The sequence below is a fragment of the Pseudomonadota bacterium genome (assembly GCA_039196715.1).
GTDB lineage: Bacteria > Pseudomonadota > Gammaproteobacteria > CALCKW01 > CALCKW01 > CALCKW01.
Map to the genome: position 1 here is coordinate 1 of JBCCUP010000073.1, position 21,500 is coordinate 21,500.

Annotated in this window: 22 protein-coding genes; 9 read left to right on the top strand and 13 right to left on the bottom strand. The window is 64.9% G+C overall.

From position 1 onward, the window contains the following. Positions 1-616: 616 nt before the first annotated feature. On the bottom strand, positions 617-907 hold the full coding sequence (locus AAGA11_18710; protein MEM9604902.1) for a hypothetical protein: 291 nt from the start codon (positions 905-907) through the stop codon (positions 617-619). Positions 908-1,206: 299 nt separating this feature from the next. Here AAGA11_18710 and AAGA11_18715 point away from each other — a divergent pair, with 299 nt between their 5' ends. Then, positions 1,207-1,590 carry an antibiotic biosynthesis monooxygenase gene (locus AAGA11_18715; protein MEM9604903.1) on the top strand — a complete coding sequence of 128 codons (384 nt, stop codon included), beginning with the start codon at positions 1,207-1,209 and terminating at the stop codon, positions 1,588-1,590. Here the strand turns inward: AAGA11_18715 and AAGA11_18720 are convergent. The 11 genes from AAGA11_18720 to AAGA11_18770 all read right to left on the bottom strand — a co-directional run bounded on the left by AAGA11_18720 (position 1,560) and on the right by AAGA11_18770 (position 11,454). Beyond that, complete coding sequence (locus AAGA11_18720) at positions 1,560-1,880, bottom strand: antibiotic biosynthesis monooxygenase (protein ID MEM9604904.1); 321 nt, start codon at positions 1,878-1,880, stop codon at positions 1,560-1,562. The two genes, AAGA11_18715 and AAGA11_18720, sit on opposite strands and share 31 nt — an antisense overlap. A 127-nt stretch (positions 1,881-2,007) precedes the next feature. Beyond that, positions 2,008-2,637 carry a hypothetical protein gene (locus AAGA11_18725; GenBank protein ID MEM9604905.1) on the bottom strand — a complete coding sequence of 210 codons (630 nt, stop codon included), beginning with the start codon at positions 2,635-2,637 and terminating at the stop codon, positions 2,008-2,010. 345 nt (positions 2,638-2,982) lie between these two features. Beyond that, positions 2,983-3,729 (bottom strand): hypothetical protein, encoded by a 747-nt coding sequence (locus AAGA11_18730; protein ID MEM9604906.1) that lies wholly within the window; start codon positions 3,727-3,729, stop codon positions 2,983-2,985. 77 nt (positions 3,730-3,806) lie between these two features. Beyond that, positions 3,807-4,169 carry a hypothetical protein gene (locus tag AAGA11_18735; protein ID MEM9604907.1) on the bottom strand — a complete coding sequence of 121 codons (363 nt, stop codon included), beginning with the start codon at positions 4,167-4,169 and terminating at the stop codon, positions 3,807-3,809. Between the two features lie 24 nt (positions 4,170-4,193). Further along, on the bottom strand, positions 4,194-4,631 hold the full coding sequence (locus AAGA11_18740; GenBank protein ID MEM9604908.1) for a GNAT family N-acetyltransferase: 438 nt from the start codon (positions 4,629-4,631) through the stop codon (positions 4,194-4,196). Between the two features lie 98 nt (positions 4,632-4,729). Further along, positions 4,730-6,379, bottom strand: coding sequence for an NAD(P)/FAD-dependent oxidoreductase (locus tag AAGA11_18745; protein ID MEM9604909.1), 1,650 nt, complete (start codon positions 6,377-6,379; stop codon positions 4,730-4,732). After that, the gene (locus AAGA11_18750; protein MEM9604910.1) at positions 6,366-7,499 is read right to left on the bottom strand and encodes a mandelate racemase/muconate lactonizing enzyme family protein; all 1,134 of its coding nucleotides are present in this window, start codon (positions 7,497-7,499) and stop codon (positions 6,366-6,368) included. Before AAGA11_18750 ends, AAGA11_18745 begins: the two co-directional genes overlap by 14 nt. Before the next feature lies 1 nt (position 7,500). Beyond that, positions 7,501-8,913 carry an aldehyde dehydrogenase family protein gene (locus AAGA11_18755; GenBank protein ID MEM9604911.1) on the bottom strand — a complete coding sequence of 471 codons (1,413 nt, stop codon included), beginning with the start codon at positions 8,911-8,913 and terminating at the stop codon, positions 7,501-7,503. 2 nt (positions 8,914-8,915) lie between these two features. Beyond that, positions 8,916-9,899, bottom strand: a complete 984-nt coding sequence (locus tag AAGA11_18760; GenBank protein MEM9604912.1) for a transketolase C-terminal domain-containing protein — start codon at positions 9,897-9,899, stop codon at positions 8,916-8,918. Positions 9,900-9,946: 47 nt separating this feature from the next. Next, positions 9,947-10,663: an SDR family oxidoreductase gene (locus tag AAGA11_18765; GenBank protein ID MEM9604913.1), complete on the bottom strand. Its 717-nt coding sequence runs from the start codon at positions 10,661-10,663 to the stop codon at positions 9,947-9,949. Beyond that, complete coding sequence (locus AAGA11_18770; GenBank protein ID MEM9604914.1) at positions 10,660-11,454, bottom strand: transketolase; 795 nt, start codon at positions 11,452-11,454, stop codon at positions 10,660-10,662. The genes AAGA11_18765 and AAGA11_18770 overlap by 4 nt, the downstream gene beginning before the upstream one ends. Positions 11,455-11,555: 101 nt before the next feature. Between AAGA11_18770 and AAGA11_18775 the strand changes: the two genes are divergently transcribed. The 8 genes from AAGA11_18775 to AAGA11_18810 all read left to right on the top strand — a co-directional run bounded on the left by AAGA11_18775 (position 11,556) and on the right by AAGA11_18810 (position 20,555). Next, the gene (locus AAGA11_18775) at positions 11,556-12,275 is read left to right on the top strand and encodes a GntR family transcriptional regulator (GenBank protein MEM9604915.1); all 720 of its coding nucleotides are present in this window, start codon (positions 11,556-11,558) and stop codon (positions 12,273-12,275) included. Positions 12,276-12,377: 102 nt separating this feature from the next. Continuing rightward, positions 12,378-13,343, top strand: coding sequence for a tripartite tricarboxylate transporter substrate binding protein (locus AAGA11_18780; GenBank protein MEM9604916.1), 966 nt, complete (start codon positions 12,378-12,380; stop codon positions 13,341-13,343). Between the two features lie 70 nt (positions 13,344-13,413). Beyond that, positions 13,414-13,878, top strand: a complete 465-nt coding sequence (locus tag AAGA11_18785) for a tripartite tricarboxylate transporter TctB family protein (protein ID MEM9604917.1) — start codon at positions 13,414-13,416, stop codon at positions 13,876-13,878. Next, on the top strand, positions 13,878-15,383 hold the full coding sequence (locus AAGA11_18790; GenBank protein MEM9604918.1) for a tripartite tricarboxylate transporter permease: 1,506 nt from the start codon (positions 13,878-13,880) through the stop codon (positions 15,381-15,383). The genes AAGA11_18785 and AAGA11_18790 overlap by 1 nt, the downstream gene beginning before the upstream one ends. Next, the gene (locus AAGA11_18795) at positions 15,367-16,860 is read left to right on the top strand and encodes a sulfatase (GenBank protein MEM9604919.1); all 1,494 of its coding nucleotides are present in this window, start codon (positions 15,367-15,369) and stop codon (positions 16,858-16,860) included. Before AAGA11_18790 ends, AAGA11_18795 begins: the two co-directional genes overlap by 17 nt. Positions 16,861-17,220: 360 nt before the next feature. Further along, entirely contained in the window at positions 17,221-18,933 is a 1,713-nt protein-coding gene (locus AAGA11_18800) for a thiamine pyrophosphate-binding protein (GenBank protein ID MEM9604920.1), read from the top strand. A gap of 24 nt (positions 18,934-18,957) precedes the next feature. Continuing rightward, the gene (locus AAGA11_18805; protein MEM9604921.1) at positions 18,958-19,740 is read left to right on the top strand and encodes an SDR family oxidoreductase; all 783 of its coding nucleotides are present in this window, start codon (positions 18,958-18,960) and stop codon (positions 19,738-19,740) included. A gap of 188 nt (positions 19,741-19,928) precedes the next feature. Next, positions 19,929-20,555, top strand: a complete 627-nt coding sequence (locus AAGA11_18810) for a hypothetical protein (GenBank protein ID MEM9604922.1) — start codon at positions 19,929-19,931, stop codon at positions 20,553-20,555. A gap of 484 nt (positions 20,556-21,039) precedes the next feature. On the opposite strand, the gene AAGA11_18815 is transcribed toward AAGA11_18810, so the two are convergent. Continuing rightward, entirely contained in the window at positions 21,040-21,228 is a 189-nt protein-coding gene (locus AAGA11_18815; GenBank protein ID MEM9604923.1) for a hypothetical protein, read from the bottom strand. Between the last annotated feature and the right edge of the window lie 272 nt (positions 21,229-21,500).

Consider the following 21,500-nt stretch of genomic DNA (forward strand, 5'->3'; position numbering starts at 1 on the left):
GGGGTTGTGGGGCTCCGATTGAGGTGTGCACTCGGTTTGTGGGCAGGCGCACTGCCCTGTGGGAGTCGACTCCTCGCGTAGCGAGAGGCGACGAATGCGGTGTGGGTTTGGCCGCGGTGGTGATGCCTTATTCGCTGACTGTGGCGTTGAGGGTTAGATTGTCGATCTGATCGGCATCGCTTTCGCGGCGCGCGGCGCCGCTCCCACGGGGTTGTGGGGCTCCGATTGAGGTGTGCACTCGGTTTGTGAGCAGGCGCATTGCCCTGTGGGAGTCGACTCCTCGCGTAGCGAGAGGCGACGAATGCGGTGTGGGTTTGGCCGCGGTGGTGCTGCCTCTCCCGTTGGCGCCTAGCTGCGCGATCTGATCGACATCGCTTTCGCGGCGCGCGGCGCCGCTCCCACGGGGTTGTGGGGCTCCGATTGAGGTGTGCACTCGGTTTGTGGGCAGGCGCACTGCCCTGTGGGAGTCGACTCCTCGCGCAGCGAGAGGCGACGAATGCGGTGGTAGCTTGGCCGCGGTGGTGATGCCTTTCCTGTTGGCGGTTTGCTGAACGATCTGGTCGGCATCACTTTCGCGGCGCGCGGCGCCGCTCCGATGGAGTGCGCGGGATTCCTGTTACATCAGCCAGCGTGCGGCGACGGTGACGGAGCCGATGGCCAGGAGCAGCCCACCGAGGAAGCGCCAGACCGCGCCCGGGGCGGTGCTTGGCCGTTCTATTGCGCCGCGGCGCGTCGCTGACAGGATCAGGTTCATGTACGGCGCCATGAACACCAGGACCGAGCCGAACATCAGGCACACGAAGCCAAGCACCATGCCGAGGCCACCGGTGCCTTCGGCCAGTTTCATGAGGTAATACACCGCGAGACACGATCCGCAGGCTTTGGCAAGGTCAAACAAGAACGGCATGACGGGTGTAGGAATCCGAACAGGGGTATTCGTGTCTGTGCACACAGTGAGCCACAATCTTCGCCTTCGGGAATAGCCACCTGGCGGGGTCAATCACTCGCACAGCAACAATACAGCCCTGTGACACCGGGTGCGCGTGCGTTTCGGCAAACTGGTCAATTCAGACTGCAATTCAATCGTACACCAACTTCGCACTGCGCTCGAATGACGCTATTTGCCGTGTGCGGCAGGACGTGGCACGACTTGCGCTTCTATAGTGCGTGAAGGCGCGGGTTTTGCGCCACGGCAGGAAATGCCCGATGAATGAACATGCACGTGCTGTGATCAAGACGACAGTGGCGGTCAAACCGGGCCACCTCGAAGCCGTTGCCGACTTGTTCGCCAAAACCAATCCCCCGCTCGTTGCCAGCGAACCCGACTGGCTTGAAGCGGTGATGACCTGCGATATCGAAAGTAACGCGGTGACGGTATTGGCCTTCTGGTCAAACCCGGCGTCGTACTTGCGTTTCAGCGCCAGTGCGGCGTTCACGCAAACGATGCGCGACTTTGCCCCGCACCTCGACGGTGCGCCGGTGGTAAGCCTGTCGCACGTGGTCGTCGGCATGACCCAAGACGCTGTCTGGCGTGCGCCGCAGCCGATGGCCCGCTCGGCTCAGAAGACGAGTTCACCCGACACGGTGTAGTGCTTGATCGAGCACGTCTCGATCATCGCCTCGTACCCTTCCGGCAGGAACGACACTTGCCAGTCCTCGCCGAAGCGCCGCTTCACGGCGTCGAGGCTGTCCCACACCGAAATGAACACCAGGTCGTTGCCGTCGGCCGACTCCAGCTTTCCGAACAGGTAACCGGCGTTGCCAGGCTGGCCTTTGACGACGTCGATGGACGTGTCCGCGAGTTTGGCCGCGAGGGTGTCGGCACAGCCGGGTTTGGCGCGCACGTCGAAGACGCGGAGGACGAGGTGCTTTGCGTGCATGGCGTCTCTGAGTACGTTGGCGTGGGTCGCGGAGCGGTTGTGGGTACAGCGAGGCCTCGTTATTCGCCGCATCTAGCTGTGCGGTTCAAGCCCCTCGAGGATGCAGCTCCCACCGGGTTGGTGGCGGCTAGACGACGTCCCAGACGGGCACGCCGAGGAAGTCGGCGAGGCGTTTGGTGTCGTAGCGCAGGGTGTCGAGGTCGCCATGATCGACGACGTTGACGCGCTCGCCAGATTTCAGTACGAGGTTGAGTTCGAAACTCAGGAACCAGCGACGGCGACGCTGCAGGGTTTCGGCGACGAGTTGCAGCGCGTGCACCTCGGCGAGTTCGGCGCAGCTCTCGAGTTCGTCGAGGCTCGCGACGCGGTGTGGGCCGCGGCGCCCTTTCCAGTACCAGCCGCGTTCCTTGTCGAACACGATCGGCTCGTGGTCGATGTAGAGCATGCCGAGCGCGGCGCCGAAAAAGACGAGGCTGATCAGGCCGACCATGTTCTGCCCGAGGTCGGCCGAGACGATGCCGGGTGCAAGCACGGCGCTCAGGTACATCAGGCCGACGAAAACACCGAGTATCACGAACAGCCCGGCGAAGAGGTTGGAGCGGCCCGTCGCCCGAAATTCGATGCGGTTGCTGTTGACAGCCTTGTAGTAGTGCGTGCGGAACGGCGCCCCGCCCTCCTCGAGCGGGCCCCACGCGACCTGCTCGGCGAGCGGGTCGTTGAACTGCGACGGGTCAAACGGGGTGGCTGGCTCGTCCATGCGGGGCGTTCCGGGGCGGCGGGGTTTGTCGGTATCTTAATCGCTGTGGCGGGGTGGCGCACGGGGATGGAGGAGTCTTGGCCTGGTCAAGCATGTGGGTTGGCTGATAGATCGCATTCGCCCGGCGTCCCGTTGGGACGACCGCGCTCCCACGGCAGAGAGGCCGTGCTCCCACTGTCGCTTTTGAGTCTTGGGGACAGTTAGTTGCGTTGGTGGTGTTGTGGGGCCGGGTTGATCCGATGTGCCTTTGGGCGTCGCATTCGCTCCGCGTCCCTTTGGGACGGCGAAGCTCCCACAGCAGGGCGGTGAAGCTCCCACGGTGTTGGCCTGACTCCGTAGTAAGCCTCAGTCTTGGGTCACGCGGTGGAAGAAGGCGGGCAGGAATTGGTAGCGGTCGGAGTTTTGGGTTTGCCTGAGGCTGTGGACGAGCGTGGCGGTGTCGCCGATGCCGAGTTCGCGGTAGCGCTCGACCACGCGCTGGCCGAGGGCGGCGTCGTGGCTGTCTTTGCCGGGCGGCATCAGGTAGACGAGGTAGAGCGGCGGTGATTCGGCGATGACGTAGTCGAGCGGGTCGAACACGTCCGGGAACTGCCAGGCGCGGCGCGGCAGCGCCTGCATCATGTACAGCCCCTTGATGGCCGGGTCGCCGCTGTGGGCCAGTGCCCAGCTCGCCACGGTGCCGCGCGAGCCGCCGCCGACCACGACGCGGCTCATGTCGAGTCCGTAGCGGTCGGCGTTGGCCTTGAGCCAGGCAAACATGCGCTCGGCGTCCGCCTCGACCGTCTGGGCCTGCCGTGGGTTGCTGAGCTTTTCGACCGACTCCCAGCTCACGATCGAGACACCGGCCTCAACGAGCGGCGTCACCACCCGCCGCGGCAGCTTGGCGGTGCTGCCGTTGGGGTGCGCGTAGAGGAACACCGGCCGGTCTGTCGCGTTTGGCGTCAGGTAGAGGTTCAGCCACTGGCGCGCTTCGGGGCCGTAGGGCACGCGCTCGTGCACCTCGACAGCAAACGCGGTTTGCACAGCGGCGGCACACAGAATAAACAACGACGCGACGACACGGCGCAACAGAATCGAAAGCGGGTGAGACACACGGCGTCCTTGTGCGCTTCGCACGGTGGTTCAACACAGACACCCACGCTGCAAAACAAGCGCCAGTGGGTACGAGCTCAGGACGTGATCAGGTGGATCGTGTTCGACGGGCTGCTGACCCAGAAGCCGTTGAAGTCCGCCGGCAGCGGTTCGATCTCGTCGCGCAGCGTGCAGCCCTCGGCCACGAGGTAGGCCTTGGCGTCAGCGACGTCGTCGGTCTCGATTTCGAGCCAGACCTCGGCGTGGCTGATGCCCGCGATCCGGTCCACCCAGAGGTTCTTGTCGCCGAAGGCAAACGCCACCGAGTCGAAGGTGTCCGGCGAGCGCGCCTCGATCGACGCCAGCCCGAGTACCGTGCCGTAGAAATGCACGGTCTGCTCGAACTCGTGCGTCGGCACTTTTACGGCGATGTTCTTGCCGGGCGTGAACGCAGGTTTCATGGGTGGGGCCCTCCGGTCGGGGTGTCAGGGCAGTCGTTGCACATAAGCCTGTTTCTCGTTCGGGTCGAACCCGCAGCGCCGGTAGAAGGCGTGGACAGCCGGGTCACTGCGGCCGGACAGGAGCATCACCTTGTAGCAGTTGTCCGCGGCAGCGCGTTGCACGGCATCTGCAATCAGCGCTTGCCCCACACCCCGGTTTCGGTGCGCGGCCGACGTCACGACGTTTTCGATCACGGCGTAGGGGCGTGCGCTGCGGGTGAGGTTCGGCAGCACGTTGAGGTAACAGGTACCGAGGATGTCGCCGTCGTCGTCGGCCACCAGCAGGTGCAAGCCGTCGGTATCGAGGATGCGCGTGTAGGCCCGTTCCACGGCCGCGCTGCTCGGCGGGTCGACCGGGTTCAACACCTGCAGCAGTGCCGTCACCGCCGCGTAGTCGCCCTGCTCTGCTGTTCGAATGCGCATCGCACTGCCTTGGGTTTTCACTGCAGGCAGTGTAGAGCGCGAATATGACAAAGCCCAACGCGCCCTAACCGGGACGCCGCCAAGAAAATCGGCACGCGCTAGCCGCGCTCGCGGTACCGCCGGGCCAATTGCAGTGCCAACAGACGCGAGAAGTAGCGGGCCTGGGACAGGTTGCCGCCAGTGAACCAGAGGCCGTCCTGCGCGGTCGGCACCCACATGTTGCGCAGCTCGCCCACCCACGGGCCCGGGTCGCCCTTGGTGCCGGAGCCGTAGCCCCAGCACGGGCCGACGCGCTCGGCGGTGTCGGCGTCGATCAGCGCCGCCACCCAGTCCGTCATGCCGCCGTAGCCGGTCGCGTAGACGATGGCGTCGGCGGGCAGCATCTCGCCGGAATCGAGCTCGAACGCGTCGTGGTGCAATTGCACCACTCCCGCACCCGATCGCACCCGAATGCGGCCGTCCATCACCCGCTCGGCGCCGCCGACGTCGATGTAGTAGCCCGACGCGGTGCGCCGGTACTTCATGCCAAGCCCGGTTCCGTCTTCCGCGAAGTCGAGGCAAAAGCCCGCGTCGGTCAGCCGTTGGTAGTAGCCCTGCTGTTCGCCGCGGATGCCGTCCCAGATGGCCCGGTGGCGCGGCTCGAGCAGCCGCAACGGCATCGAGGCCTGCAGGATGTCGGCCTTGTCGGTGGTGATGCCGCGCGCGACCGCCTCGGCCGAGTAGAGCGGCCCAAGCACCTTGTCGCAGTAGTCCGACTGACGCACTACCAACGTGGACGAGCGCTGGATCATCGTCGGCGAGGCGCCATTCGCCTCGAGGTCGGTGGCGATGTCGTGCGCCGAGTTGTTTGCGCCGACCACGACCACCTGCTTGCCAGCGTAGTCGCTGCCACCGGTGTACGCGCTCGAGTGCATCTGCGGGCCTTCGAAGCGGTCGCGCCCGGGGAAGTCCGGCACCCGCGGAAAGCCCGACAAGCCGAGCGCCATCACCAGGTGCGTGGGTTGCAGTGTCAGTGTCTCGTCGCCGCGACGGACCTCGGCCTGCCAGCGTTCGGTGGCTGCGTCGAAGCGCGCGCCGAGCAGCTCGGTCTCGGCCCAGATGGCGATGCCAAGCTCGTCAGCGTAGGCCTCGAGCCAATCGCCCATCTGGTCCTTGGGCGTGAACACCGGCCAGTCCGACGGAAACGGTTTGAACGGCAGGTGGTCGTACCACACCGGGTCGTGCAGCACGAGGCTGTCGTAGCGCGAGCGCCATTGGTCGCCGACGCGCGGGTGCTTGTCGACGATGAGGTAGGGCACGCCGAGGTCGCCGAGTTGCGCGCCGAGCGCGAGGCCGCCCTGCCCGCCGCCGACCACCAACACGAATGGCGCCTCCGACTCGGGCGGTGGTGCGTCGCCGTCCAGCTCGTCGAGCATGGTGAACAACGTGTGGCAGCCACCGCCGTCGAGCCGCAGGTGGCCGCGCCCGGCTCCCGCGTACGTCCGAAAACGGAAGAAGCCTTCCGCGTCGTTCGCTTCCCCTTCGAACACCGGGTCACGAAAACCCGCCTGCGCGCCCGTGGCCTCGGCAAAGGCCGCAATGGCGTCGCGGCCCTCGCGCGTTTGCAGCGTCCAGCCGAACGGCAGGTAGTCGCGCCAGAAACCGCCGTCGGTGAACAACCGCGCGACGGCCTCGCCGTCACCGGCCGCACACGCGTGCGCGAACCGCTCGAGCCAGGCTTGCGCTGTGCCCGCGTCAGTCGCAGACATCGGCAAAGCCCTCGAGGCTCGCGGGGTCGGGTGGCACCACCAAGCCGGGCGCAGTCGGCAGAGCCACACGGCCCGCCTCGATCGACACCGCGTCGCCGCACAACGCGGTGCGCAGCGCGTTGGCGTTGACGTCGACCTCGCAGGACGACGCGTCGCCGATGGCCGCTGTCACCGAAAGTGCCGCGAGTTGCCCGACCGCGGTGCCCATGAAGTGCGGCCAGACCACCACGCCGTCGGGCGCGGCGTCGGCGAGGTCCAGCGCACCGGACACCCCACCCCACTTGGCGACGTCGGGTTGCAGCACGCGCAGACCGCAACGCGTCATCGCGAGGAAGCTGTCGATGCCATAGAGGTTCTCGCCACCCGCGAGCGGGATCGAGGTGGCCGAGGCCAGCGCCGCCCAATCGGCCGGCGGCGCGTCGGCGCGCAACGCTTCTTCAGCAAAGTAGGGAGAGAGGTCTTCGATGGCGCCGAGGGCGGCCTTGGCGTGGTCGAGCGACCAGCTCTGGTTGCTGTCGACCATGATGCGTGCGTTGTTGGGGCAGAGGCGCGCGGCCTGCTCGAGGATGTCGCGGTTGCCGTGTTCGGCGAAACCGACTTTCAGCTTGAAAAAGGTCTGGCCGAGCTCAGCATGGTGCGGGATCAGGCGCTCGAGGTCCTCGGCGTTGATCGAGGTGGCGTAGGACTGCGCCGACGGCGTGTCGAGCCCCTGGAACTCGGCGAAGGACACGCCGGCGTAGCGCAGCGCCAGGTCCCAGAGCGCGGTGTCGAGGCCGGCGAGGATGTGCTCGAACACCTGCGTTTGCCCGACGTGCAGGAAGAACACGTCGAGCTGGTGCCGCAGCGCCTCGGTGACTTCGCGCGGGTCACTGAACCGCAGGCCCGAGAGTTTGGCGGCGACCACGTCTTCTATGAGGTGCGCCTTGTGCTGGTTGGCGCGCGGCGGAAAGTTCGCCCACACCTCACCCCAGCCGAAGCAGCCGCTGGTGTCCTCGAGCCGCACCAGCAGGGCCGGTCGCGACGGCATGGTGCCGAGCGCCATCTTCGGCGACACGCCACCGCGCGCGCGTATCGGGTACACGTCGACGCGGTCGAGGGTGATGGCGGAGGTGAAGCGCACGCTACCAGGCCACGTAGGCCGCGTGTTCGGAGGTGTAGAAGTTGACCGCCGTCGGCCCAACCGAATAGGCCCCAACGCCCGAGTGCTTGATACCGCCAAAGGGCATGTTGTTGTCGGGCACGGTCCCGTGGTTGACGTGGATCATGCCGTTCTGGCTCTCGGCCAGAAAGCGCTGGATCAGGTCGTTGCGGTTCGAGAAGAGCGCCGACGTCAGGCCGAAGGCCGTGCCGTTCAGCATGCGCATGGCGTCGTCGAAGTGCTCGTACTCGAGCACCGAGAGCACCGGGCCGAAGATCTCATCCTGCCCCGCGATCGACTGGTGTGTGACATCGCCGAGGATGGTCGGGCGGTAGTAGTAACCGTCTTCCGGGTTACCCGGTGCCGACCCACCCGCGAGCGGTGTGGCGCCTTCAGCGATGGCCTTTGCTGTCACGTCACAGACGTCCCGCCAGTGCGGCAGGTTACACAGCGGACCAATGTCACTGTCTTCGGACAAGCCCGGCCCCAGGGTCATCGCGTTGGCTTTCTCGGCGAGCAGCCGCTTGGTCTCGGCTGCGAGGTCCTTGTGCACGATCACGCGGCTGATCGCGGTGCAGCGCTGCCCCGAGGTCATGAAGGCCGCGCCCATGATCTGCGTGATCGCGCCGTCAAGGTCGTCGGTGTCGTTGAGAATCGCGCCGTTCTTGCCACCGAGTTCGAGCTGCGCCGGGATGAGGTTCGCGGCCGCCGCGGCGTAGACGAGCTTGCCCGTCGGCACCGAGCCGGTGAAGCTCACGCCGTGCACCGCACCGCCCGCGATTGCTTCGCTTGCGGTGCGACCCGACACCATTGCCACCTGGACGAGGTTGGCCGGGAAAAATGCCTTGGCGATGTCGGCGAGCAGGAAGTTGGCGCCCGGCGTGAACTGCGAGGGCTTCATCACCACGGCGTTGCCGAAGGCGAGCGCCGGGCAGATCTTCCGCATCGGCGTCGAGATCGGGAAATTCCACGGGCTGATGCAGAAGATCACGCCACGCGGCCGGCGCAGGATCTGGTTGGAAAAGCCCGCCCGGCCCGAAGCGATGGCCATCGCGCCCATGCGTGCGGCCTCGCCGACCGAGAAGCGCCCCTCGGCGCAGGACTTCAGGGTCTCGCCCTTCGACTCCCTGAAGAGCTTGCCCTGCTCGAGCGTGCCGGCCGTGCCGAGCTCGTCCGCGCGCGCTTCGACGGCGTCGATGAAGGCGTTGAGTCGCTGCGAGCGCTCGAGGCCCGGCACCCGCGCCCACTCGGCCTGCGCGGCGTTGGCTTGCGCGATGATCTTGCCGAGCGCATCCGGCGACACGATCGCGTAGCGACCGATGGTCTCGGACGGGTTGGCCGGGTTGACGGTCTCGTAGGCGTCAGTGCCCGAGCCGAATTCAAAGCGGTAGGACATGGTCACCCCTTGTTGTGACAGAGGGCCCGCACGGCGTCGGCAATGGCGACGGCGTCGAGCCCGAATGTGTTCATGAGATACGGCGTGGTGCCACCCTGGCAAAACCGGTCTTGCACCCCCACGCGCTTGAACGGCACGCCGATGCCGGACTCGGCCAACACCTCGGCAACCGCCGAACCGAGGCCGCCGATGACATTGTGGTTCTCTGCAGTGACGATGGCGCCTGTCGTTTCAGCGCGCTTGCGGATGAGGTCGGCGTCGATCGGCTTCAACGAGGCCATGTCGACCACGCAGGCATCAATGCCCTCGGCAGCGAGCGTGTCGGCGGCGGAGAGCGCCTCGGCAACGCAGAGCCCGGCCGAGATGATCGTGCAGTCCGAGCCGTCGCGGCGCACAACGCCTTTGCCGATCTCGAGCGACAGCGGTTCGAACGGGGCCGGTGTGGTCTCGGGCCGTTTCATCCGCAGGTAGACGGGGCCGTCCCACTCCAGCGCGAGCTTGACCATCGCGGCATGGTACTCGGGGCCAGACGGCTCGAAGATCGCCATGTTCGGCACCGCGCGGAGGATGGCCACGTCTTCGATGGCCTGGTGCGACACGCCGAGCAGGGTGGCAACCCCAGGCAGGAAGCCGACGATCTTCACCGGCAGGTTGGGGTAGGCCGCCTGCATGGTGATCTGGTCGAGCACGCGCTTGGTGATGAACGCGCAGAAGGAATGGCAGAACGGGATCTCGCCCGAGCGTGCCATGCCGCCGGCCATGCCGATCATGTTGGCTTCGGCGATGCCGACGTTGTGAAAACGCTCGGGCAACTCGTCGCGGAAACGGTCGGTCTCGGTGGGCGGCACGAGGTCCGCACAGAGGGCGACGATGCGCTCGTCGGCGAGTGCCGCCTCCATCAGCGCGTCGCCGTAGCTGCGCGGCAACGGTTTGAACGAGCGGTTGATGAAATCCGCGGCTTCGAGTTGGGTGAGGACGTCAGACACGGTTGCGTGCACTCTGGCCTTGAGTTGTGTGAGCGATGCTGGCGTGACTAGCCATTGGTGATACCCCCGTCCACGTTGATCACCTGGCCGGTGATGTACGCCGCGTCGTCGGAGAGCAGAAACGCGATCACGCCAGCCACATCATCCGCCTGCCCGAGGCGGCCAAGCGGGATGGTCTGCAGAATCGCCTCGCGCCCGCGCATCTCGATCAGCTCGTCGGTCATGCGCGTTTCGATGATGCCCGGGGCAACGCCGTTGACGCGGATGCCGCGCGACCCGACCTGCCGGGACAACGCTCGCACCAACCCGACGACGGCCCCTTTCGCCATGGCGTAGGCCGGGTGGTCGACCGCGCCGCGGTTGAAGCCGAGCGAGGAGGCAAACACCACCGCACCGCCGTCGCGCAAGCGTGGCACCACGGCACCGGCGAGGTCGAAGGCGTTGGTCGCGTTGTGTTGGAGGGTGTCGTCGTACACTGCACGGCTTTCAGGCCCGAGCGGGTGTTTGACGAAGATGCCGGCGAGGTGCACCAGGGCGTCGATGCCCTCTCCGCCCGACGGCAATGCCGCCGCGCAGGCCGCCGGGGTCTCGAGCGCGCTGACCGCCGAGCTGACCGCGCCGACTAGCGACTGGCGCACCACTTCGAGCCGTTCGGCGTCGACGTCGACCAGGTGCAATCGCCAGCCGTCGGCCACCAAGCGCGTCGCGAGTGCAGCGCCGATGCCCCCGGAGGCACCCGTGATCACCGCCAGCGGCGCGCTCATGCCAACTGTGCCTCGAGTTCGGCGCGCGCCGAGGCCGCGACCTCAGGCGGAAAACGCAACTGGTGAAACATCAGGCCTTCGAGTGAGGCAACGCCCTTGCCCATGACCGTGTTGGCCTTGATGAAGGTCGGTTTGCCGCGGGTGGCACGCGCGGTGTCGTAAGCGTTGAGCAGCGCACCGATGTCGTTGCCGTCGACCTCCTGGCAGGCGAAGCCGAAGCTCGACATTTTGTCCATCAGCGGCTCGAGCGACATCACGCGGTCCATCGGCCCCTCTGACTGAACGAAGTTGTAGTCGACGATCAGGCAGAGATTGTCGAGGCCCTTGGCGCCGGCGAACATCGCCGCCTCCCAGACCTGCCCCTCCTGCATCTCGCCGTCGCCGATGATCACGTAGAAGCGGCTCGACCGGCCCTGGCGCTTTGCGCTGAGGGCCGCGCCGATGGCGACGGACAGGCCCTGGCCAAGCGATCCGCAGGTGGCCTCGACGAACGCGCCCATGCGTTCGGAGGAGTTGATTTCGAGCGGCGAGCCGTCGGTGACGTAGCTGCCGAGCGCACTGACGTCGAAGAAGCCGCGCTCGGCGAGCGCCGCGTAAAAAATGGCGGTGTTGTGCGCCGTGGTGAGGTACACGCGGTCACGATCCGGCCAGCTCGGGTTGTCCGGGTCGAGCCGGGCCTCGGCGAAGTACAGCGAAGTGAAGAGGTCCGCCGCGCCGAGTCCCTGCTGCACGTAGCCCTGGCCCGAGGGCGCCACCATGTCGACCACGTGCAAGCGCAGCCGCGTGGCCATGCTTTCCAGCTCAGCGAGATTGTGTTTCACTTGCTCCAGCCAACGAGGCGCGGTGTAAAGTTCTAGACTGTTATACCTTAGTTGTGGAGGCGCGTGTCAACATGAATCTGCAGTCGATGAAACGGCAGGCGGTCCCCCTCCACGCGGAAGTGGCCGAGGTGCTGCGCCACCAGATCCTCTCCGGAGAACTCGGTCCAGGCTCGCGCCTGCCGGCCCTGCGCGAGCTCACCGCCACCCTCGGCGTGGCGCGCATGACCGTGGTCCAGGCGATGAACACCCTCGAGGAAGAGGGGCTCATCGAGAAACACTCCGGCCGGGGCACTTTCGTGCGCAACGTGCGCCTGCCCGACCGCGTGTCGCTCCAGATGAAGGCCGAGCTGTCCGAGATCCACGCGATGGTCGACCAGCTCGAGGTCTCGGTGCGCCAGGGCAACGCCACCATCGAAAAGTCCGTGGAAGGCCGGTATTTCCGCTGCATGCGGCGCATCCACACCCGCGCGGGCAAACCCTTCTGCCAGGTGGACATCCGCCTCGACGACGCGGTATACGAGCGCGCGCCTGAGCGCTTCACCCAGGAGATTGTCGTCGCGGTGTTGCGCGACCTCGGCATCGCCGTCGACCAGGCGAGTCAGAAGGTCACCATCGCCTACGCCGATTTCGAGCTCGCCAAGGCGCTCGGCATCAAGGTGAACTCGGCGGTGTTCAAGGTGCTTCGCGAGTTCTTCGACGCCGACGTTCAGCTCATCTACTCCGCCAAGCTGTTCTACCCGGGTGATCTGCTCGAACTCGAAATCAACTTCACGACCGACACCCCGGTCTAGCCGGCTCCCGACGGGGACGGCTTGACATTTGAGGCCCACAAGGCAAAGGTACGAAGGTCTAGATCAATAACGAACAGACACCCCAAAAGGAGGAACTCGCTCATGCGACTACTGAAACTGGCCGCCGCCGGCCTCGCAGCACTCGGTCTGACAGCCGGCACAGCGCTCGCCGCGTACCCCGAAAAACCCATCACCCTGGTCGTCTCGTTTGCCGCAGGCGGCAACGCGGACGTGGTCGCCCGCATCACGGCGGAGGCCGTCAGCGCCGAGCTCGGCGTGCCGATCAACGTCGTTAACAAGCCGGGTGGCGCGCACATCCACGCCACGATGAGCGTGGTCGAGGCGCCGGCCGACGGCTACACCCTCTTCCAGTGGTCGCCGCCGAGCTTCATGGTGGTGCCGCTGACGCGCAAGGTGCCCTACAGCCCGTCCGAGGACTTCATCCCGTTCTACGCGGGCCAGACGGCGTCCAACGCGCTGTACGTGCGCGCCGACAGCCCGATCAACACCTTCGAGGAGTTCCTCGAGGCTGCCAAGGCCGAAAAACTCACCATGGGCGTGAACAACCTCGGTGCGCCGCCCAACCTAAGCGCGGTGCAGATGGCCTCCGAGTTCGGCCTCGAATTCAAGACCATCGCACTCAAGACCGTGCCGGCATCCATCACCGGCCTGATCGGTGGCCAGGTGGACGTGGCGGTGGGCCAGATCGCGACCATCAACGCGTTCAAGGACCAGATCAAACCGTTGATCATCCTCGACAACAACCGCCAGCCCTTCTTCGAGCAGCACCTGCCGGGTGTGCGCACCATCGGTGAAGCGGTGCCAGGCAAAGCCGCGGGCGTGTGGGTGCACGGTGGCCTGGCCGTCAAGGCGGGCACCCCGCAAGAGATTGTCGACAAGCTGATCGACGCGACGGCTGTGCTTGGCACCGAGGCCTTCCAGGCCACCCTGCCGCCGGGCATCGACTACCGCTTCGTGCACGGCACGGAAGCGGTCGGTGACCTGCTGCAATCGGGTATCGACCTGTACTCGCCGATTCTCGACGGACTCGGCCTGCTTGCAAAATAAACGGGCCAAGGTGGGCGCCGCCAGCGCGCGGCGCCTGCCCCCCCTCCGTGCAACACCAGGAGACACACAGGTGCTGACCCAGCGCGTGGCCAACATCGTCTTTGCCATTGCGGTGCTGTTCGGCTGCGCGTACTTCGCGTGGGTGGCAGAAGGCTTTGTCGCAACCGGCCTGCTGGCAAGCTCCGGTCTGCCGTCGAAGTTCTTCCCGCAACTCCTGCTCGCGTTCACGGCGGTGTGTGCCGTGATCGTGCTGGTTGTGTACACCCGCCACGGCCGGGCCTCGGCCGACGAAGCGGCTGACGCGACCGTGTTCGAGTCCGGTGGCCACGCGCGTCGCGGCCTGCTCGCGCTCGCGGCCACGGTGGTGTGTTACGTGCTCTGGCGCGAGGTCGGGTATCTGCCCATGGCCGCCGTCGCCGGGGTCCTCATGGGCATCGCGATGGACGTGCGCAACCCAGTCATCTACGTGACCAACGCTGTGCTCGCGGGCGGCATTTACCTCGTTTTCACGCAACTGCTCGGGACGCAGTTCTGATGTTTGACAGCGCGGCCGTCGGCATCGCCTTTGCCAACCTCGTCGACCCGTTCACGATGCTGATGCTGGTCGCCGGCATCCTGCTCGGCCTCGTCATCGGCATTCTGCCCGGTCTCGGGCCGCCTATCGCCATCGCGCTGGCGCTGCCTTTCACCTTCTACATGGACCCGGTGCCGTCACTGATCCTGCTGCTCGCGATCTACAACGCCGCGATCTACGGCGGGTCGATCTCGGCGATCGCGGTGGGCATTCCCGGCACCGGCGCCGCCATCGCCACCGTCATGGACGGCCACGCGATGTACAAGCAGGGGCGCGGGGGCGAAGCGCTTGGCCTCTCGCTCACCGGCAGCATCATCGGTGGCCTGGTGAGCGTCGTTTGCCTCACCTTCATCGCGCCGGTACTCGCGACGGTCGCGATCAAGTTCGGGCCACGGGAGTTCCTCGCCATCAGCGTGTTCGGCCTCGTGGTCGTGGTCCGGGTAGCCGGCGCCAGCCTTGCAAAGGGCCTGCTGGTCGGTGGGCTCGGCATTTTTCTCACGACCTGGGGGCTCGATGAGCTGAACGGCGCCGAGCGCTACACCTTCGGCACCTACCACCTCTACGAGGGCATCCCGTTGGTGCCGTTTCTGGTCGGGGTGTTTGCGGTTTCCGAGGTGTTGATTGGCGCCGAGCGCGCGCTCAAGCGCGTCGAATTCGACGTCGCGAGCCTGACCGTCACCATCCCGGGGCTCAAGACGCTCGCCAAACTCAAGGGCAACATCACACGCTCGTCGTTGGTGGGCACGGTGATCGGCATCATCCCGGGCGAGGGCGCAGCGGTTGGGGCCTTTTTCGCGTACTCCGAAGAAAAGCGCCGCTCCAAACACCCGGAGAGATTCGGCACCGGCATCCCCGAGGGCATCGTCGCGCCGGAGACGGCCAACAACGCCACGGTGGGTGGCGCGCTTATCCCGACACTGACACTCGGCGTGCCCGGCAGCCCGGCCGCGGCGGTGCTGCTCGGCGCGTTCCTGATCCAGGGACTCGCACCCGGCCCGACGCTCTTCGACGAGCGGCCGGACATCATGTACTCGCTCTTTCTCGGGCTGTTTGCGATCAACATCCTGTTGCTGTTCATCGGCATGGTGGCCATCCGCTTCGCCGCCAAGCTCATCATGGTGCCGATGACGGTGATCATGCCGACCGTGTTGTTGCTGAGCTTCACCGGCATCTACGCGGTCTCCAACAGCCTGTTCAACGTCGGCGTGTTGCTCGGCGGCGGCATCCTCGGCTACGTCGTGCGCAAGCTCGGCTACTCCATTGCACCGCTCTGCATCGGCTTCGTGCTCGGCCCGATTCTCGAGAACTCGCTCCGGCAGTCGATCACGCTCGCCGACGGCAGCGTCGCGGAGTTCTTCAACACGCCGATCGGTCTCGGCATCTACGCAGCCCTCGCGTTGACCCTGCTGTGGGGACCGATCTCCAACCGCCTCAAGGGGAAACCGTCCGGTGGCCAAGCGTCCTAACATCCTGCTCGTCTACACCGACCAGATGCGTTACGACGCGATGGGCTGCGCGGGCAACCCGGTGATCAAGACACCGCAGATCGACCGGCTCGCGGCCGAGGGCGTGCAGTTCACCGAGGCCTACACCTCCTACCCGCTGTGCTGCCCGTTCCGTGCCTCGGTGCTCACCGGCAAGTACGCGCAGGGGCACGGGATGATCCAGAACCACTTCCCGTTGCGTGCCGGGCAGACCTTCCTGGCCGAGCTGATGCAGCAGGCCGGCTACCGCACCGGTTACATCGGCAAGTGGCACCTCGAAGGCGGCCCGAAGCCCGGCTTCGTGCCACCCGAACGCCGCTTCGGTTGGGAGCATTTCATCGGCTTCAACCGCGGACACGAGTACCTCTCGTCGATCTACTACGACGACGCCGGCCAGGCCTACCACTCGACGCGCTACGAGCCCGACTACCAGACCGACCAGCTGATCGACTTCATCACCGACGCGAGCCAGGCCGAAGACGGCAAGCCCTGGATCGGGTATGTCAGCTACGGCCCCCCGCATTTTCCGATGGACATGCCGGACTACCTGCGGCGCGTCTACGACCCCGATGAGGTGCCGCTGCCGCCCGGCGTGCCCGACCCCGACCGGCAGGTCGCCTTTCAGCACAAGCGCAACACCGAATGGTGCGGCGGCGACCCGCGCTCGGGCCACACCAGCCACGCACGCTACGACACCATCCCCAAGGGCGAGTCCGAAACCGAGGCCGATATCCGGCAGTTCATTGCCGAGTACTACGGCATGATCCACAACATCGATTGGAACCTCGGGCGCATCCTGAACACGCTGGATCAACAGGGCGTCGCAGACGACACCGTGGTGTTTTTCTTCAGCGACCACGGTGACATGTGCGGCCAACACGGCCACTACTGTGGCATCAAGAACAACGCCCACCGTGTCGCCATGCACGTGCCGCTGATCGTCCGCTACCCCGCGCGTTTCCAGGTGCAGCAGACCGGCGCGATGGTCGACGTCGGCCCCGACATGATGCCAACCATCCTGGACATTGTCGGCGCCGACATCCCGGACGGCATCGACGGCCGCAGCTACCTGCCCGTGCTCGACGGTGCGACGAGCGAGGCGCGCGACGCGATCTGGTATCAGGTGTTCACCCAGACCGGCGGCAACCCGCACGAGTTCGCGCCCTTCGCCGAGCGCGGCATCCGCACCAAAGACTGGCTCTACATGCGCCACAAGGATGAACGTATCCTGCTGTTCGACCAGCGCACCGACCGAGACGAACAACACAACCTGGTCGCCGACCCGGCGCACGTGGCGCTGATGGACGACTTCGACCGCCAGCTCGACGCGCACATGGCCGCCACCGGCGACGACTGGGACATGGCTGCGGACTTCCCGCCGCCCGACTGGGTCACGCACGCCGAAGCCAAGCAGCACCTCGAAGACGTGCTGCTGCCCAACGCGATCGAAGTGCCGTGACCCAGCGCACGGTGGGTGTTATGCGCGTCAACACCGCGTCGGGCACGCAATCGCGGCTGACGGCTCCGCCGTGCAGTCGCTCCCACAGCACACTGTCCAATACACCAAACCCCATGGGAGCCGTGTCCTCGCAAAGCGAGACACGGCGAATGCGCGGTGCAGCGATAACAAACCCCCAGCGTGAGCCAGCACCAACCTCAACAACCTCCAACGCGTCGAGACCGCTATCGCGGCTGACGGCTTCGCCGTGCAGTCGCTCCCACAGCGCCCTATCCAGCGCAGCACCCCCTGTGGGAGCCGTGTCCTCGCAAAGCGAGACACGGCGAATGAACCACGCAGATGCGCCAAACGCGACTCCCAATGCCCACTGACACGCCCCGCACCCTCCACGGCGGCGAAGTCATCGTCGAGATGCTCCGCCGGTTCGAGGTGGACACGCTCTACGGCCTGCCCGGCGAGCAGACGCACATCCACGATGCCATCTACCGCCGCAACGACATCCGCCACGTGCTCGTCCGCCACGAGCAGGCCGCAGCCAAAATGGCCGACTCGCACGCTCGCGCAACCCACGGCGTCGGCGTGTGCGACGCCACCGTCGGCCCGGGCGCGACCAACCTGATCTCCGGCCTGTCCGAGTCCTACCTCTCCGGCATCCCGGTGATCGCGGTCGTCTCCGACGTACGCGCCGACTGGCGCGGCCGCGAGAGTTTCCAGGAAATCGACCAGATCAGCCTGTTCAAGCCGATCACCAAGGCGGTGTTTTCAGTCGACCACGTCGAGCGCATCCCGGAGTTCGTCCGGCGCGCCTTCCAAATCGCGACCACCGGCCGCCCTGGCCCGGTGTTGCTCAGTTTCCCGATGACCACCTTGCGGGCGACGCACACCTTCAGCGAAGCGGACCTGCAGGTCGACACGCGCTACGCCCGCTTCCCGGCCAACCGCCCGACCCCGCCGGTCGACGAGATCGACACCGCCATCGCTATGCTGCTCGATGCCGAGCGCCCGGTCGTCCTCGCCGGTGGCGGTGTGATCGCATCAGGGGCGATGCCGGAACTGCAAGCCCTGGCAGAACGGCTCGACCTGCCCGTCGCGACGAGCTTCATGGGCAAGGGTGCGCTGCCCGAAAACCACCCGCTCGCGCTGGGCCCCTACGGCCTGCTCGGGCGGTCGAGCGCCAACGCCGTGGTGCTGCAAGCGGACCTCGGCCTCGCCCTCGGCACGCGTTTCAACAACGTCGGCACCGCCGCGTGGCGGATTCCGGCGCCCGGCACCCGGCTCATCCAGATCGACATCGAGCCAACGCAAATAGGCCGGACCTACCCTGTCGAGCGTGCGCTGGCGGGCGACCCCAAGGCCACGCTGCGCGCCCTGCTCGACAGGCTGGACGGCAACCCGCGGGCAACGCCCCACCCGGACCGGCGCGACAGCGTGCAACGCCTCACCGCCAACTGGCGCGCCGAGCACGGCACCGAATCCCCCGTTGCTTCAGAGAAAAACACAAGCCCGGTGCACCCGCTTCAGGTCATCCGCGCGCTGCGCACCGCGATGGCACCCGACGACGTGCTCGTATGCGATTCGGGCTTCAACCAGATCTGGGGCAGTCAGTACTTCGACGTGCACAGCGCCGGGCGCTGTTACCTCGGGCCGCGCGGCTTTGGCGTGATGGGCTACGGCACGCCAGCGGCAATTGCGCGCGCACTGGTCACGCCGGAGCAGCACGTCGTCTGCCTGACCGGCGACGGCGGTTTCGCGATGGTGATCCAGGAGCTCGAGACGGCCAAGCGCTGCGGTGCGCGGCTGACCATCGTGGTGATGAACAACGCCAACATGCAGTTCATCAAGGACAACCAGCGGCTCTTCTTCGACAGTCGCTACATCTCGACCGACTTCTCCGAGCACAACTACGCCGACATCGCCACCAGCTTCGGTTGCCTCGGCATCCGGGTGGACACGAGCGGCGAGCTCGACGCCGCCTTCGCCGAAGCCCGCGCCAGCACCTTGCCCGCCGTGGTCGATGTGCGCATCACGGACGAGGCAGTGCCGGACCGTGTGAGCCTCCAGTCCTTCGACTAACGCCATTGCCACTGGATACAAACCATGACCACACACGAACCCCTCAGCGGCCAGGTCGCGGTGATCACAGGCGCAGGAAGAGGCATCGGCCAGGCCATTGCCAAACGCTTCGCGGAAGCGGGTGCGGATATCGCGATCTGCGCGCGCACCCTCGGCGATCTCGAGGACACGCAGACCCTCGTTGAAGCGGCGGGCCGCCGGTGCCTGATCGGGTCGGCGGACCTCGCCGATCCGGAGAGCACCGAGGCCTTTTGCCGCACGGTGACCGACACCTTCGGCACGGTGCACATCCTCGTCAACAACGCCGGCGCCTACCTCGAGCGGGGCACGGTCGCCGAGAGCGACCCGACGCTCTGGTGGAAGACGGTGGAGGTCAACGTGCGCGGCCCGTACATGATGACGCGCTACCTGCTCGACCACATCGCCGACGGTGGCAAGATCCTCAACTTCTCGACCGGCAAGGCGCTGACGCCCGGGGTCAACTCGGCCAGCTACCACGTCTCGAAGGCGGGCATGCACATGCTGACCGAGTGCCTCGCCAACGAACTTTGGCCGCGCAACATCGACGTCAACAACCTCGTGCCCGGGCCGACCGCCACCGCGACCTTCAGCCGCGAAGACCCGGCCAACCGCAGCACGCCCGAGCAGCTGCTCGCACAATACCAAAACGAACTCCCGGCAGGCTTGCCGAAGTGGGAGCGGGTCAAACACCCGAATGAAGTGGCGGAATTGGCGTTGTGGGTGGTGTCAAAGCCTGTGGGTGGGCCGACAGGGCAAACATTTTCTTACGCGAGAAGGCCGTTGTAGGAGACCGCAGGCTCCAATTGCACTGGTAATTTAGCCCGACCAGTAAATCGAGGCCTAAATCTAGAGTCTTGCGGTAGACTTCCAAAGTAGGTATATTATACGGTTGCCTTCTAGACTTTGCAGAAGCTACGACTAGAAGTTCAGGTACTAATTGCGCGCAAGCAGCAAAACGACAAACTGAGAGAGAAATGGACAAGCTTGGCCTAGCGATCAATGAGTTAGTGCGCCTTTCTGGCAAGAACCGCCGGCTCCGCCGGAAAGAGTTAGTGAAGGCACTAGAAGCACTTCACGATGGATTGGACGAGCTGAGCGAAGATCAAGCGCTACTTGAAAAGGGTGATTCCGTCAACACCGAAGCGGCTGACGAATCAAAAGTGACAGAAATCGTCACAAATCTCCGAAAATTTCAAGACAGCTTCCTGACGATCGAAAACCGGGAGCTGGTAGCAGCTAAGCTTGGTGAAGACTCAAGAAAGAAGATTACTAGAAGTCTTCGCGACGCTCGCAAGGGCTCGAATTTCGACTCTCTCGTTGGAGGATACAAGCCTTTGCGAGACAGCATCAATGATACCAGGTCTTATGTTGAGAAACTTCTGGAGCTGCTTGAGCAAGAAGATTCTGATTTCAAGAAAAAGAACACTGTTCAGAGATCTTTGAAAAATCTTCTCGGGGTGGCGAGTGGAATCGCTGTGGTAACGACAAATATCAACCTTTTACCAACCGACTCCAATACCGCCTTCACTTCAACAACTCTCGGATCTGCGATCGTAGGGGACTGCTGGAGCAAGGTTTCTTTCTCGACGAACGTCGATTGAGACAGAATATCAAACTCCAAGGCGCCCCACCTTATCTTAGGGCTCAGACCTGAAAACCGCAGACTGACCAAAAGCATTGCACGGTGTCGTATAGTGGCCCTCTGTTTGTTGCGCGCCTGTGCCGACCGTATCACAGGTGCCCGGTAGCCAAGTGTCTGATGAGGACGCTCGGTGTCGTAGTTTCGTATCCATGACGACAGGCTCGTTCTGAAAACTGCGATCAATTCATATCGGCTCTGCCAGATACATTCTTCTTTCAATTGAACGGATGAGCCTTTCGAAAATGCCGTTTTACTCTTTGCTGAAAGACGCGATGAACTCCGACCTCAAGCCGTAGGATTTCACTGTCGTCGTGTAGCGAGTTGAGCAGAATACTAGGCATTGTCTCTCCTTAGCTGCAGAGAAAGCCCCAATCAGCTAGATTAAAAGGAGCCATTACTCAGAGATATACACCTTAGCGACGGAGGCTAAGTCTTCTTGCAGATCAAGTATTGGAGATAAGGCGCATTCGTGCCGCCAACCAAAGATATTCCATTGCTTTCTCCACTGCTAGTCTGGCTTGATCCTGACGGAACATGCCCGCCTCCCGGGCTGCGGAATTCCATTTGCACTCGGCCTTGTCTGTTCGCATGTTCAACATTTGAGTGAGAGTGGATATGAGCACCTGCAGCACGATTCTCTCCAGGACTTAGTGGCTCACCTACTGCCGAACCTCTCCTGTTTGGATCAGACGTACCTACAAGATACCTGCCAGAGGCCTTCGGAAGCGACTCCCAACCGCTCGGGCAAGCCTCAGCATCGAAAAACGAAATCAATCCAGGCGGACTAACTCTATCTTGCACATCTGCGGGTGTCAGGCCGCCGAGCGCCTTAACCAATCCACCACTGCTGACAGCGTTCCAGCCAAATGTCAAAATTGCCAGGATAATAGATGTCGCTATTGCA

Bases quoted from the DNA above. Each gene is read 5' to 3' on its own strand.
- AAGA11_18800 (MEM9604920.1), top strand. From the start codon at position 17,221: ATGCCCACTGACACGCCCCGCACCCTCCACGGCGGCGAAGTCATCGTC.
- AAGA11_18725 (MEM9604905.1), bottom strand. From the start codon at position 2,637: ATGGACGAGCCAGCCACCCCGTTTGACCCGTCGCAGTTCAACGACCCG.
- AAGA11_18770 (MEM9604914.1), bottom strand. From the start codon at position 11,454: ATGGCCACGCGGCTGCGCTTGCACGTGGTCGACATGGTGGCGCCCTCG.
- AAGA11_18755 (MEM9604911.1), bottom strand. From the start codon at position 8,913: ATGTCCTACCGCTTTGAATTCGGCTCGGGCACTGACGCCTACGAGACC.
- AAGA11_18735 (MEM9604907.1), bottom strand. From the start codon at position 4,169: ATGAAACCTGCGTTCACGCCCGGCAAGAACATCGCCGTAAAAGTGCCG.
- AAGA11_18715 (MEM9604903.1), top strand. From the start codon at position 1,207: ATGAATGAACATGCACGTGCTGTGATCAAGACGACAGTGGCGGTCAAA.
- AAGA11_18780 (MEM9604916.1), top strand. From the start codon at position 12,378: ATGCGACTACTGAAACTGGCCGCCGCCGGCCTCGCAGCACTCGGTCTG.
- AAGA11_18805 (MEM9604921.1), top strand. From the start codon at position 18,958: ATGACCACACACGAACCCCTCAGCGGCCAGGTCGCGGTGATCACAGGC.
- AAGA11_18765 (MEM9604913.1), bottom strand. From the start codon at position 10,663: ATGAGCGCGCCGCTGGCGGTGATCACGGGTGCCTCCGGGGGCATCGGC.
- AAGA11_18775 (MEM9604915.1), top strand. From the start codon at position 11,556: ATGAATCTGCAGTCGATGAAACGGCAGGCGGTCCCCCTCCACGCGGAA.
- AAGA11_18745 (MEM9604909.1), bottom strand. From the start codon at position 6,379: ATGTCTGCGACTGACGCGGGCACAGCGCAAGCCTGGCTCGAGCGGTTC.
- AAGA11_18810 (MEM9604922.1), top strand. From the start codon at position 19,929: ATGGACAAGCTTGGCCTAGCGATCAATGAGTTAGTGCGCCTTTCTGGC.
- AAGA11_18710 (MEM9604902.1), bottom strand. From the start codon at position 907: ATGCCGTTCTTGTTTGACCTTGCCAAAGCCTGCGGATCGTGTCTCGCG.
- AAGA11_18790 (MEM9604918.1), top strand. From the start codon at position 13,878: ATGTTTGACAGCGCGGCCGTCGGCATCGCCTTTGCCAACCTCGTCGAC.
- AAGA11_18740 (MEM9604908.1), bottom strand. From the start codon at position 4,631: ATGCGCATTCGAACAGCAGAGCAGGGCGACTACGCGGCGGTGACGGCA.
- AAGA11_18720 (MEM9604904.1), bottom strand. From the start codon at position 1,880: ATGCACGCAAAGCACCTCGTCCTCCGCGTCTTCGACGTGCGCGCCAAA.